The sequence below is a fragment of the Pantoea sp. B270 genome (genome assembly GCF_018726825.1).
GTDB lineage: Bacteria > Pseudomonadota > Gammaproteobacteria > Enterobacterales > Enterobacteriaceae > Pantoea > Pantoea dispersa.
Genome location: NZ_JAHCSX010000001.1, coordinates 2,260,336 through 2,272,200 on the forward strand (window position 1 = coordinate 2,260,336; position 11,865 = coordinate 2,272,200).

Consider the following 11,865-nt stretch of genomic DNA (forward strand, 5'->3'; position numbering starts at 1 on the left):
AATTTTGAGGCAAGCATGAGCAAGCACAGTGTCGTTATTATTGGCAACGGCATGGTTGGCCACCGCTTTATCGAAGAACTGATCGACAAAGCCGCCCCTGAGCAGTTCGCGATAACCGTTTTCTGTGAAGAGCCCCGCGTCGCCTATGACCGCGTCCATCTCTCCGCCTATTTTTCCCACCACACCGCCGAAGAACTCTCACTGGTGCGCGAAGGCTACTACGAAAAGCATCAGGTCAATCTGCTGCTCGGCGAGCGCGCCATTACCCTCAACCGTGAGGAAAAGCTGATTCACTCCAACACCGGTCGTGCGGTGCATTACGACACGCTGATTCTGGCCACCGGTTCTTATCCGTGGATCCCGCCGATCGCCGGCGCGGAGGGCAGCGACTGCTTTGTCTATCGCACCATCGAAGATCTCAACGCCATTGAAGCCTGCGCGCGCCGCAGCAAACGCGGTGCGGTGATTGGCGGCGGTCTGCTCGGACTGGAAGCGGCGGGCGCGCTGAAAAATCTCGGCATTGAAACGCACGTGATTGAGTTTGCGCCGGTGCTGATGGCGGAACAACTGGATACGCAGGGCGGCGAACAGCTGCGGCGTAAGATCGAACAGATGGGCGTGCAGGTCCATACCGGCAAAAATACCCGGCAGATTGTGCATCACGCTAAGGGCGGTAAAACGCTGGAGTTCGCCGATGGCAGCGCGCTCGACGTCGACTTCATCGTGTTCTCCACCGGCATTCGTCCGCAGGATAAGCTGGCGCAACAATGCGGCCTGGCGCTCGGCCAGCGCGGTGGCGTTGCCATCAACGATCGCTGCCAGACCAGCGATGCGGCGATCTACGCGATTGGGGAATGCGCCGCCTGGCAGGATCGGATTTACGGTCTGGTGGCGCCGGGCTACAAAATGGCGCAGGTCGCCAGCGATGCGCTGGTTGGGCGTGACAGCGTCTTTGCCGGTGCCGATATGAGCGCCAAACTCAAGCTGCTGGGCGTGGACGTCGGCGGCATTGGCGATGCGCATGGCCGCACGCCGGGCGCGCGCAGTTACATCTGGCTCGATGAACAGCAGCACGTATATAAGCGCCTGATCGTCAGCGAAGACAACAAAACTCTGCTCGGCGCGGTGCTGGTGGGCGACACCAGCGACTACGGCAATCTGCTGCAGCTGGCGCTCAATCACATCCCCTTACCGGAAAACCCGGCGCTGCTGATTCTGCCGGCGGGCAGCGGCGAAAAACCGGCACTGGGCGTCGATTCGCTGCCGGACAGCGCGCAAATCTGCTCCTGCTTTGACGTCAGCAAAGGCGATATCGTTAACGCGGTGCAGGCGGGTTGCCACACCGTGGCGGCGCTGAAAGCCGAAACCCGCGCCGGTACCGGTTGCGGCGGCTGCATCCCGTTGATTACGCAGGTGCTGAACGCTGAGCTGAGCCGTCAGGGCATCGAAGTCAATCATCACCTGTGCGAGCATTTCGCCTATTCGCGCCAGGAGCTGTATCACCTGATCCGCGTGGAGGAGATCAAGTCGTTTGACGCGCTGCTGGCGAAGTATGGCCAGGGTTACGGCTGTGAAGTGTGTAAACCGACCGTCGGATCGCTGCTGGCCTCCTGCTGGAACGAATACATCCTCAAGCCGCAGCATACGCCGCTGCAGGACAGCAACGATCTCTATCTCGGCAACATCCAGAAAGATGGTACCTACTCGGTGATTCCGCGCACCGCCGGCGGTGAAATCACGCCGCAGGGGCTGATGACGTTGGGCGAAGTGGCGCGGCAATACAACCTTTACACCAAAATCACCGGCTCACAGCGCATCGGCCTGTTTGGGGCGCAGCGCGACGACCTGCCGGCGATCTGGTCACAGCTGATTGCCGCCGGCTTTGAAACCGGACAGGCTTATGCCAAAGCGCTGCGCATGGCGAAAACCTGCGTCGGCAGCAGCTGGTGCCGCTATGGCGTTGGCGACAGCCTCGGCTTCGGCATTGAGCTGGAAAACCGCTACAAAGGCATCCGCACGCCGCACAAGATGAAGTTTGGCGTCTCTGGCTGTACCCGTGAATGCGCCGAAGCGCAGGGCAAAGATGTCGGCGTCATCGCCACCGAAAAAGGCTGGAACCTGTACGTGTGCGGCAACGGCGGCATGAAACCGCGCCACGCCGATCTGCTGGCGGCTGACCTCGACCGCGACACGCTGCTGCAGTATCTCGACCGCTTCATGATGTTTTACATCCGCACCGGCGACCGCCTGCAGCGCACTTCGCTGTGGCTGGAGAGCATGGACGGCGGCATCGACTATCTGCGCAGCGTGATTATCGACGACCGGCTCGGCCTTAACGCTCAGCTGGAGCAGGAGCTGACGCGTCTGCGCGCTGATGTTCGCTGTGAATGGACCGCCACGGTTAACGACCCGCAGCAACAGGCGCACTTCGCCACGTTTATTAACAGCCCGCAGCGCGACCCGCTGGTGCAGCACGTCAGTGAACGCGAGCAGCATCGCCCGGCGCGTCCGGCGGAGCGCATCGCTATTACCCTGATCGAGGAGGCTGACGCATGAGCCAGTGGTACACCGTGTGTGAACTCACACAAATCCTGCCCGCTACCGGCGTGTGCGCGCTGGTTAACGGCCAGCAGATCGCCATCTTTCGCCCGCGCGACGATGCGCAGCTGTACGCTCTGAGCAACATCGACCCGTTTGCTGAAGCCAGCGTGTTATCGCGCGGCCTGATCGCCGAACACCAGCACACGCTGTGGGTCGCCAGCCCGCTGAAAAAACAGCGTTTTCGCCTGAGCGATGGCGTTTGTCTGGAAGATGAAAGCCGCTCGGTGGCGAGCTATGCGGTGCGCGTCAGCAACGGCCAGGTCGAAGTCTGCGCCTGACAGAATTCCTTCACTTTATGAGACGTCACTATGTTTTCTGACACCCTGAACACCTGCGCCGCCAATGCGGCGCGCATTGTACGCACCGCGCAGCACAGCCCGCTGGCCTTCTGGATTGGATCGGCGATGGCCGGCGCTTACGTTGGCCTGGCGATCATCCTGATCTTCACCCTCGGTAACCTGGCGGACCCGGCATATCGTCCACTGCTGATGGGCGCCACCTTCGGTATTGCCCTGACGCTGGTGATCATCGCCGGTTCCGAGCTGTTTACCGGTCATACCATGTTCCTCACCGTGGGCGTCAAAGCCGGCACCATCAGCCACGGCCAGATGTGGTGCGTGCTGCCGCAAACCTGGTTGGGTAACCTGATCGGCTCAGTGTTTGTCGCCCTGCTCTACTACTACGCCGCTGGTGCGCTGCTGCCGAACGCCGGCTCGCTGATCCACAGCGTAGCGCTGGCAAAAACCACGCAGACGGCGATGGCGCTGTTCTTTAAAGGCGCGCTGTGCAACTGGCTGGTGTGTCTGGCGATCTGGATGGCGGTGCGCAGCGAAGGGGCCGCGAAGTTCATCGCTATCTGGTGGTGCCTGCTGGCGTTTATCGCCTCCGGTTACGAGCACTCCATCGCCAACATGACGGTATTTGCGCTGTCGTGGTTTGGTCAGCACAGCGCCGACCTGACGCTGCGCGGCATCGGCCACAACCTGCTGTGGGTGACGCTCGGCAATATGTTCTCTGGCATGGTGCTGATGGGCCTCGGCTACTGGTATGCCACGCCGCAGGCGCAGCGCCCGCAGACGCAAGCCCAGGCTTCGCCGCTGAAATCGGTATAATCCCTTCCACAGCCCGCACCGTGCGGGCTTTTTTTCAGGATTCGTTATGGATTACTTTCCGCTGTTTTGTCGGCTGCAAGGCAAGCGTTGTTTACTGGTTGGCGCAGGCGATGTGGCTGAACGCAAAGCGCGTTTGCTGCTGGAGGCCGGCGCAGAGCTGTACGTCGGCGCGCGGGATTTTTCTCCGGCGTTTCAGCTGTGGGCTCAACAGGGAAAAGTGACGTTACTGCACGGCGCATTCACCGATGACTGGCTGGATGAATGCTGGCTGGCGATTGCGGCCACCAGCGATGATGCCGTCAATCAGCGGGTGGCTGACGCCGCCGAACAGCGCCGCCTCTTCTGTAACCTGGTGGATGCGCCGCAGCAGGCCAGCGCCATTATGCCGTCGATCATCGACCGCTCGCCGCTGATGATCGCCGTCTCTTCCGGAGGCCGCGCGCCGGTGCTGGCGCGTCTGCTGCGTGAGAAGCTGGAGGCGATGCTGCCCCAGCATCTCGGCGAACTGGCTGCGCTGGCGGGCTCACTGCGCGAGCGCGTGAAGCAGCATTTTAGCGCCATGGCGCCACGCCGCGCCTTCTGGGAGCGCTTCTTTACCAGCGATCGGCTGGCCCAAACGCTGGCCAACGGCGATCGGGCACGCGCTGCCGCACAGGTCGATGCCTTGTTTGCGGCGCCGCTGACGCAGCAGGGCGAAGTCGTGCTGGTCGGCGCCGGGCCGGGTGATGCCGGTCTGCTAACGCTGAAAGGGTTGCAGGCTATCCAGCAGGCTGATGTGGTGGTGTATGACCGGCTGGTATCGGAGCCGATTCTTAATCTGGTGCGGCGCGATGCCGAACGCCTCTTCGTGGGTAAACAGGCGGGCCATCACTGCGTGCCGCAGGAACAAATCAACCAGTTGCTGCTGGAGCAGGCGCAGCGCGGCAAGCGTGTGGTGCGTCTCAAGGGCGGCGATCCCTTTATTTTTGGCCGCGGCGGCGAAGAGCTGGAGGTGCTGGCGCAGCATAACATCCCGTTCAGCGTGGTGCCGGGCATCACCGCCGCCTCCGGCTGTGCCGCCTACAGCGGTATTCCCCTCACCCACCGCGACCATGCCCAGAGCGTGCGCTTCGTCACCGGCCATCTGCAGCAGCACGGCGAAATGGAGTGGGGCAAACTGGCGGCGGAGCAGCAGACGCTGGTGTTTTATATGGGCCTCAGCCAGGCGGCCGACATTCAGCAGCAGCTGTTACGGCACGGGATGGACGCAGCGATGCCGGTGGCTATCGTGCAGCACGGCACCACGCCGCAGCAGCGCGTCGCCTGCGCCACGCTGCAGGAGCTGGCAACGCTGGCACAGCAGTTTGCCAGTCCGGCGTTGATCATTGTGGGCCGCGTGGTCAGCCTGCGCACGCAGCTGCGCTGGTTCTGATGCGGTAAAATACTGTACAGCGCTGCGCTTTGCCGCCAGACTGAGCAGCCAAATCAATCACAAGGAGTTTCCATGCGCATTATTTCTCTGGCCGCGGCGCTGCTGATGCCGCTGAGCGCGGCGGTGAGTGCCGCCCCGGTAACGTGGTCATCGGTCACGGGCGAATGGCAGGTGGTTGCCGTGACGCCGAAAAAGGAGAACGGCCAGATTTACATCAAAAACGATCCGCAGTTTATGGGCGCGCGCGTGGCGTTTAAACCCAATGCGATTAGCTGGACGCGCGGTACTGCCGAACGCGGCATCAATCCGGCGACCGACAATTGCCAGGGAAAACCGCGCCTGAGCGCCGCCAGCGGGGCCGGACAGGATCGTGATTTCAGCTTTCGCTATGGCTTCAACGTGCACTGTGGCAATCAGGCGTGGGGACCGGCACCGGGCGCGGTACTGAGCGTGCTGGCCGACGGCAATGCGCGGCTATTCTGGGATGGCGCAGAGCTGACGCTGCATCGGGTGAAGTAAAGCCTGCGGGGCGCGTAGTGCTGCGCCCCGGCAAACCGGCTTATGGCTGCGCCACGAAGCCTACGGCGTCATACACTTTCTTCAGCGTTTCCTGGGCATGCGCACGGGCTTTCGCTGCGCCATCGCGCATCACCTGGTTGAGGAACGCTTCGTCATTGCGGAAACGATGATAGCGCTCCTGCAGCTCAGTCAGCATCTCAGACACAGCATCTGCCACCGCGCCTTTCAGGTGACCATACATTTTGCCTTCGAACTCCTGCTCCAGCTGCGCAATCGACTTACCGGTCACGCCTGACAGGATATCCAGCAGGTTAGACACGCCCGCTTTCTCTTTGATGTCGTAACGCACCACCGGCGGCTCTTCCGAGTCGGTCACTGCGCGCTTGATCTTCTTCACCACCGATTTGGTGTCTTCCAGCAGACCAATCACGTTGTTGCGGTTGTCATCGGATTTCGACATCTTCTTCGTCGGCTCCAGCAGCGACATCACGCGCGCGCCGGACTTCGGAATAAACGGCTCAGGAATTTTAAACACGTCGCCGTACAGCGCATTGAAGCGCGCGGCGATATCGCGGCTCAGCTCAAGGTGCTGCTTCTGATCTTCGCCGACCGGTACCTGGTTAGTCTGATACAGCAGAATATCGGCCGCCATCAGCACCGGATAATCGAACAGGCCGGCGTTGATGTTCTCTTCGTAACGTGCCGATTTGTCCTTGAACTGCGTCATGCGGCTCAGTTCGCCGAAGTAGGCGTAGCAGTTCAGTACCCAGCTCAGCTGGGCGTGCTCCGGTACGTGCGACTGCACGAAGATGGTGCTTTTTTCCGGATCGATACCGCAGGCAAGGTACAGCGCCAGCGTATCCAGCGTGGCTTTGCGCAGCGCGGCCGGGTCCTGACGAACGGTGATGGCGTGCAGATCGACGATGCAGTAAATGCAGTGGAAATCATCCTGCATCTGCACCCACTGACGCAGCGCACCCATGTAGTTGCCAATGGTCAGTTCACCGGAAGGCTGGGCGCCGCTGAAAACGATGGGTTTGCTCATGTTATGTCCTGATAATCACAGCCCGAGAACGGGCAAAAGTTCGCTAAAAGTATCGAGAGTTAAATCGGGCTGGCTGGTGGCAATCGGCTCACCGTAGTTGTAGCCGAAGGTCATCGCAACGTTTGGCACGCCCGCCGCCTGGGCAGCGAGAATATCATTGCGCGAATCACCGACAAACAGCAATTGTCCTGGAAGCACGCCGAAACGGCCGAGAACGAGGAAAATCGCCGCCGGATGTGGTTTTTTCACCACCACATCGTCGCCGCCGATGATCAGAGAAAAGTAGTCGGCAATGCCGAGCGACTGCAGCAGCGGAGCAACAAACGGTGTAGGTTTGTTGGTGACGATGGCCAGCGGCAGACCGCTGGCGTGCAGCGCGGCCAGCGTCTCCTGCACCTGTGGAAACAGCGTACTGCCGGCTTCCACCGTTGCGGCGTAATGTTTGTCGAACAGCGCACGCGCGTCGCGCTGCTCGTCGGCCTGCGGCTCACGGCCCAGCGCCCAGCTGAGCGCCCGCGCCATCATGATGTCCGCACCGTTGCCAATCCAGGTTGAGACGCGCTCAACGCCCGCAGGCGGCAGCTGCAAATCGGCCAGCGCCAGATCGATCGCCTGTGCCAGGCCTGGCGCGCTGTGCACCAGCGTGCCATCGAGATCGAACGCCAGCGCGCGGATATCAGTGAAATGAGCCATTAACTTTCTCCAGTTCGCTGCGCATCTCATCGATCACCTTCTTGTAATCCGGATGACCGAAGATCGCCGAGCCCGCAACAAACATATCAGCCCCGGCCGCCGCGATCTGACCGATGTTATCGATCTTCACGCCGCCATCCACTTCCAGACGGATTTGGTAACCGCTCTGGTCAATGCGACGACGCGCTTCGCGCAGTTTATCCAGCGTGCCTGGAATAAAGGACTGGCCGCCGAAGCCGGGGTTGACCGACATCAGCAGAATGATGTCGAGCTTATCCATCACGTAATCGAGATAGCTGAGCGGCGTTGCCGGATTGAACACCAGACCGGCTTTACAGCCGTGCTCTTTGATCAGCTGCAGCGTACGGTCAACGTGCTCGCTGGCTTCGGGATGGAAAGTAATGAAGCTGGCACCCGCTTTGGCGAATTCCGGAATCAGCGCATCGACCGGTTTGACCATCAGATGCACATCGATGGGCGCGGTGATGCCGTAATCGCGCAGCGCTTTCAGCACCATTGGCCCCATGGTCAGATTGGGAACATAGTGGTTGTCCATCACATCGAAATGCACCACGTCGCCACCCGCTTCCAGCGCTTTAGCGGTATCTTCGCCCAGGCGGGCAAAATCAGCGGCAAGGATTGATGGGGCCAGTAAAAATTGTTTCATCCGAATCTCCCAATTTTGTGCGCCAGCCGGAGCTGGCGTGATGCGTTGGTCGCGGACGAAACAGGCTAGCGGAAAAGCGCCAGCAGTTCGTCAACCTGAGTGCGACCACTTATGCTTCGGCTGATGGAACGCCGGGCTTTAACTACGTGTAAATCCGCATGCTGATACCACTCGCGCGTCAGCAGGGTATCGTGGTTTGAAATCAGTACCGGGATGCGGCTCTCCTGCGCCAGCTTACTGGCCAGTTCCGCCAGATGCTGCTGCTCGCGCAGGCTAAAGCTGTTGGTGTGGTAAGCGGTAAAATTAGCCGTCGCCGACAGCGGCGCGTAAGGCGGATCGCAATAAACCACTGAGCCTGTAGGGGCGTTGCCCAGAGTAACATCGTACGATTCACAGACAAAGGTGGCTTTTTGCGCGCGCTCGGCGAACCATAACAGTTCGGCTTCCGGGAAGTACGGCTTACGATAGCGACCAAAGGGCACATTAAATTCACCGCGCAGATTGTAACGGCACAGGCCGTTGTAACCATGGCGGTTGAGATAAAGAAACAGCACGGCGCGCTGATAGGTATCCGTGCTGGCGTTGAACGCCGTACGCTGGGCGTAATAGGTTTCCGCCGTATTGCCGTTGGCGCTGAACAGCTGGCGCGCGTCTTCAATAAACGAAGCGGTGCGCGTTTTGACGATATTGTAGAGATTGATCAGATCACCGTTGATGTCCGCCAGGTGATAACGGTCATAATCGGTGTTGAGGAATACGGAACCGGCGCCGACAAAAGGTTCGATTAAACAATCACCTTGTGGCAGATGACGACGGATATCGTCAAGCAGCGGGTATTTCCCTCCGGCCCATTTCAGGAAAGCGCGATTTTTCTTCATGCTGTCGTGGCTATTACATCTTAATTATTGGCTGTGGCGAAACCGACAGCAGATCTGCGCTTAGAACGGGGCCGCAGCAGCGCGGCCCCACATCACTTACTGGCTCTCTTTCTTCACCTGGCTGAGCGGTTTAACCCACGGGTTCGCCGCACGCACTTCCGCCGGCAGTGAAGCTACTGCACGTTTGGCTTCGGCCGGTGTGGCATAAGCGCCGCTCACCAGCACGTACCACGGCTGGCCGTTACGCGTGGTTTTATACACGTGATAACCGCTCAGATTCTGTTTCTTCGCCCAGGCGTTCAGGCTCGCTTCTTTCGACGCACCGCTCAGCTGCAGCGTGTAGTTGCCGCCCGATGGCAGCGACTTGCTGGCACCGCCACTGCTGGCCGGTGCGCTGTTGTGCGCGGTGGTGGTGTGCGTTTTGTTCTCTTTCACTGCGGCCGGTTTGCTGGCAGCCGGGGTTCTGTGGCTGCTGCTGGCACCGAGGCTGCGCGGTGGCGTCTCAGCGCGTACCGCCGACGGCGTGACCGCTTTGCCGGCGCTGCCGCTGACCGTTGCCGGTGCGGTAGGCAGCGAACTGTTGCCCTGTGCGCCCTGCGCCGCGGCATCAACGGAACCCTGCTGATTGTTCAGCGCGGTATTGAGATCGCCCGGCAGCGTTACGCGCTGCTGGTTGGCCGGTGTGTCAACCGGTGCTGCCTGAGTCGGCGTGGAGGAGACAGACGGCATGGAGATTGACTGACCGTCACTGCCGGCAGGTGCGGCGTTACCGGCGGTATTCTGCGGCGCACTGCCCTCAGCCGACGGCGTGGCATTCTGCTGGCCGCTCATGGTGGTTGAACCTGACAGGTCGATATTCTTTTCACTGCCGCCGCCAGCCGGTGCCGCGCTACCGGTGCTGGCGCTGTTGCTGGCCGGTTTCTTCTCGTCCGGGCCGGTCAGCGCGGAGCCAATGCCCAGCACCAGAATCAGCAGCACCAGAATGCCGATGCCCATCATCATATGCTGACGGGAAACCGGTACTTTCGCTTTCGGCGCAGAAGACGATTTGCGAGGCCGCGTGGGACGGCGGTCACTGGCGTCAGGTTTTAACTCGTCTTCCGGTTTGAACTCATCCATTTAGCCTCCTCCGTAAAACGGCACGCTTCCCACGTGCCGCATCACTGCTCACTGTTCCCCGCCGGACAGCAGCCCGACGTAGTCCGGGGATAATCAAGATACTTTGCAATCGTTAATCGCAGCCAGCACCATATCATGCGCCACGCCGCCACGCACTTCGGAGCGGCCAATAGCGAGAGGCAGCACCAGACGCAGCTCGCCGCCGAGCACTTTTTTATCGCGCATCATGTGCGGCAGATAGGCTTCTGCCGTCATGCTGGCCGGGCCGTTAACCGGCAGGCCAGCACGCTGCAGCAGCGCAATAATGCGGTCAGTATCGGCAGCGCTGAACTGACCCAGACGCTCAGCGGTGCGCGCCGCCATCACCATGCCCGCCGCGACCGCTTCACCGTGCAACCAGTTGCCGTAACCCATATGCGCTTCAATCGCATGGCCAAAGGTATGACCGAGATTGAGCAGCGCACGCAGGCCGGTTTCACGCTCGTCGGCCGCCACCACGTCGGCTTTCAGCTCGCAGCAGCGGCGAATGCAGTAAGCCATGGCGGTGTTATCCAGCGCCAGCAGCGCATCAAGATTCTGCTCCAGCCACTGGAAAAACTCACCGTCGAGAATGATGCCGTATTTGATCACTTCCGCCAGACCGGAGGCCAGCTCGCGCGGCGGCAGCGTGGTGAGGCAGTCGGTATCCACGATCACCGAAGCCGGCTGGTAGAAAGCACCGATCATGTTTTTACCGAGGGGATGGTTCACCGCAGTCTTGCCCCCGACCGAGGAGTCAACCTGCGACAGCAAGGTGGTCGGCACCTGAATAAAGCGTACGCCGCGCTGGTAGCTGGCAGCAGCAAAGCCGGTCAGATCGCCAATCACGCCACCGCCCAGCGCAATCAGCGTGGTGTCACGGCCGTGCGGCTTCTGCAGTAGCGCGGTGAAAACCTCGTCCATCACCGCCAGCGTTTTGTACTGCTCACCGTCGGGCAGAATCACCTGATCCACTTTCACCCCGGCGTTGCTCAGCAGCGTCGCGAGTTTGTCCAGATAGATCGGTGCCAGCGTCTGATTCGTCACCAGCATGGCATTGTCGCCGGCTTTCAGCGGCCAAAAAGAAGCCGGATCGTTAAACAGTCCGGCAGCGATGGTGATGGGGTAACTGCGATCCCCCAGTGAGACAGTGATCTTCTCCATGATGACCGATACCTATTGCTGAGCCCTCAGGGTGCTGGATTAATTTTTTTCCAGCATGTTGATGATCTGATTGGCGACAACTTTTGCACTTTGATCGTCAGTGCGAATGGTGACGTCAGCGATCTCTTCATAAAGCGGATTACGTTCGCCAGCCAGCGCTTCCAGTACTTCGCGCGGCGGTTCGTCAACCTGCAGCAGCGGACGCTTTTTATCACGCTGAGTGCGGGCAAGTTGCTTTTCGATGGTGGTTTCGAGGTAGACGACCACACCGCGGGCGGAGAGACGATTACGGGTTTCACGGGATTTGACGGAGCCGCCACCGGTCGCCAGGACAATGCCCTGTTTCTCGGTCAGCTCGTTGATGATTTTCTCTTCACGATCGCGAAAACCGGCTTCGCCTTCCACATCAAATACCCAGCCTACATCCGCTCCGGTACGTCGCTCAATTTCCTGATCGGAATCGAAAAATTCCATATTGAGTTGCTGAGCTAACTGACGACCAATAGTGCTTTTGCCGGCACCCATCGGCCCAACCAGAAAGATATTGCGTTTCTCTGCCATTTTGTCGGTATTACTAAGAATTCGTTGATGATACCCCGCGTTCAGCACATTGCTGGCGGGACAGGAACTGAGACCTC

At 60.1% G+C, this 11,865-nt stretch carries 12 protein-coding genes; 5 read left to right on the forward strand and 7 right to left on the reverse strand.

The window, feature by feature from the left end; translation table 11 throughout:
* Positions 1 to 15: 15 nt before the first annotated feature.
* The 5 genes from nirB to KOL70_RS10970 all read left to right on the forward strand — a co-directional run bounded on the left by nirB (position 16) and on the right by KOL70_RS10970 (position 5,643).
* Positions 16 to 2,556 (forward strand): nitrite reductase large subunit NirB, encoded by a 2,541-nt coding sequence (gene nirB, locus KOL70_RS10950; protein ID WP_215480634.1) that lies wholly within the window; start codon positions 16 to 18, stop codon positions 2,554 to 2,556.
* Positions 2,553 to 2,879 carry a nitrite reductase small subunit NirD gene (gene nirD / locus KOL70_RS10955; protein ID WP_021507431.1) on the forward strand — a complete coding sequence of 109 codons (327 nt, stop codon included), beginning with the start codon at positions 2,553 to 2,555 and terminating at the stop codon, positions 2,877 to 2,879. The genes nirB and nirD overlap by 4 nt, the downstream gene beginning before the upstream one ends.
* A gap of 30 nt (positions 2,880 to 2,909) precedes the next feature.
* Complete coding sequence (gene nirC, locus KOL70_RS10960; RefSeq protein ID WP_021507430.1) at positions 2,910 to 3,713, forward strand: nitrite transporter NirC; 804 nt, start codon at positions 2,910 to 2,912, stop codon at positions 3,711 to 3,713.
* 46 nt (positions 3,714 to 3,759) lie between these two features.
* On the forward strand, positions 3,760 to 5,124 hold the full coding sequence (gene cysG / locus KOL70_RS10965; RefSeq protein WP_215480635.1) for a siroheme synthase CysG: 1,365 nt from the start codon (positions 3,760 to 3,762) through the stop codon (positions 5,122 to 5,124).
* Positions 5,125 to 5,196: 72 nt separating this feature from the next.
* Positions 5,197 to 5,643, forward strand: a complete 447-nt coding sequence (locus KOL70_RS10970; protein WP_215480636.1) for a hypothetical protein — start codon at positions 5,197 to 5,199, stop codon at positions 5,641 to 5,643.
* A gap of 40 nt (positions 5,644 to 5,683) precedes the next feature.
* Here the strand turns inward: KOL70_RS10970 and trpS are convergent, their stop codons facing one another.
* From trpS to aroK, 7 genes are all read right to left on the reverse strand, one after another.
* A complete protein-coding gene (gene trpS / locus KOL70_RS10975; RefSeq protein ID WP_058770971.1) occupies positions 5,684 to 6,688 on the reverse strand; it encodes a tryptophan--tRNA ligase in 1,005 nt (334 codons plus the stop codon).
* Between the two features lie 15 nt (positions 6,689 to 6,703).
* A complete protein-coding gene (locus KOL70_RS10980) occupies positions 6,704 to 7,381 on the reverse strand; it encodes a phosphoglycolate phosphatase (protein WP_021507426.1) in 678 nt (225 codons plus the stop codon).
* Positions 7,365 to 8,048, reverse strand: coding sequence for a ribulose-phosphate 3-epimerase (rpe, locus tag KOL70_RS10985; RefSeq protein WP_021507425.1), 684 nt, complete (start codon positions 8,046 to 8,048; stop codon positions 7,365 to 7,367). Before rpe ends, KOL70_RS10980 begins: the two co-directional genes overlap by 17 nt.
* Positions 8,049 to 8,113: 65 nt before the next feature.
* Entirely contained in the window at positions 8,114 to 8,926 is an 813-nt protein-coding gene (gene dam, locus KOL70_RS10990) for an adenine-specific DNA-methyltransferase (protein ID WP_215480637.1), read from the reverse strand.
* A 96-nt stretch (positions 8,927 to 9,022) separates the two neighbouring features.
* Complete coding sequence (locus KOL70_RS10995) at positions 9,023 to 10,045, reverse strand: SPOR domain-containing protein (protein ID WP_215480638.1); 1,023 nt, start codon at positions 10,043 to 10,045, stop codon at positions 9,023 to 9,025.
* Between the two features lie 93 nt (positions 10,046 to 10,138).
* On the reverse strand, positions 10,139 to 11,227 hold the full coding sequence (gene aroB, locus KOL70_RS11000; RefSeq protein WP_021507422.1) for a 3-dehydroquinate synthase: 1,089 nt from the start codon (positions 11,225 to 11,227) through the stop codon (positions 10,139 to 10,141).
* A 39-nt stretch (positions 11,228 to 11,266) separates the two neighbouring features.
* Positions 11,267 to 11,788 carry a shikimate kinase AroK gene (gene aroK / locus KOL70_RS11005; RefSeq protein WP_010617392.1) on the reverse strand — a complete coding sequence of 174 codons (522 nt, stop codon included), beginning with the start codon at positions 11,786 to 11,788 and terminating at the stop codon, positions 11,267 to 11,269.
* Positions 11,789 to 11,865: the final 77 nt, after the last annotated feature.

Bases quoted from the DNA above. Each gene is read 5' to 3' on its own strand.
- KOL70_RS10980 (WP_021507426.1), bottom strand. From the start codon at position 7,381: ATGGCTCATTTCACTGATATCCGCGCGCTGGCGTTCGATCTCGATGGC.
- trpS (WP_058770971.1), bottom strand. From the start codon at position 6,688: ATGAGCAAACCCATCGTTTTCAGCGGCGCCCAGCCTTCCGGTGAACTG.
- nirB (WP_215480634.1), top strand. From the start codon at position 16: ATGAGCAAGCACAGTGTCGTTATTATTGGCAACGGCATGGTTGGCCAC.
- aroK (WP_010617392.1), bottom strand. From the start codon at position 11,788: ATGGCAGAGAAACGCAATATCTTTCTGGTTGGGCCGATGGGTGCCGGC.
- cysG (WP_215480635.1), top strand. From the start codon at position 3,760: ATGGATTACTTTCCGCTGTTTTGTCGGCTGCAAGGCAAGCGTTGTTTA.
- nirD (WP_021507431.1), top strand. From the start codon at position 2,553: ATGAGCCAGTGGTACACCGTGTGTGAACTCACACAAATCCTGCCCGCT.
- rpe (WP_021507425.1), bottom strand. From the start codon at position 8,048: ATGAAACAATTTTTACTGGCCCCATCAATCCTTGCCGCTGATTTTGCC.
- KOL70_RS10995 (WP_215480638.1), bottom strand. From the start codon at position 10,045: ATGGATGAGTTCAAACCGGAAGACGAGTTAAAACCTGACGCCAGTGAC.
- aroB (WP_021507422.1), bottom strand. From the start codon at position 11,227: ATGGAGAAGATCACTGTCTCACTGGGGGATCGCAGTTACCCCATCACC.
- KOL70_RS10970 (WP_215480636.1), top strand. From the start codon at position 5,197: ATGCGCATTATTTCTCTGGCCGCGGCGCTGCTGATGCCGCTGAGCGCG.
- nirC (WP_021507430.1), top strand. From the start codon at position 2,910: ATGTTTTCTGACACCCTGAACACCTGCGCCGCCAATGCGGCGCGCATT.
- dam (WP_215480637.1), bottom strand. From the start codon at position 8,926: ATGAAGAAAAATCGCGCTTTCCTGAAATGGGCCGGAGGGAAATACCCG.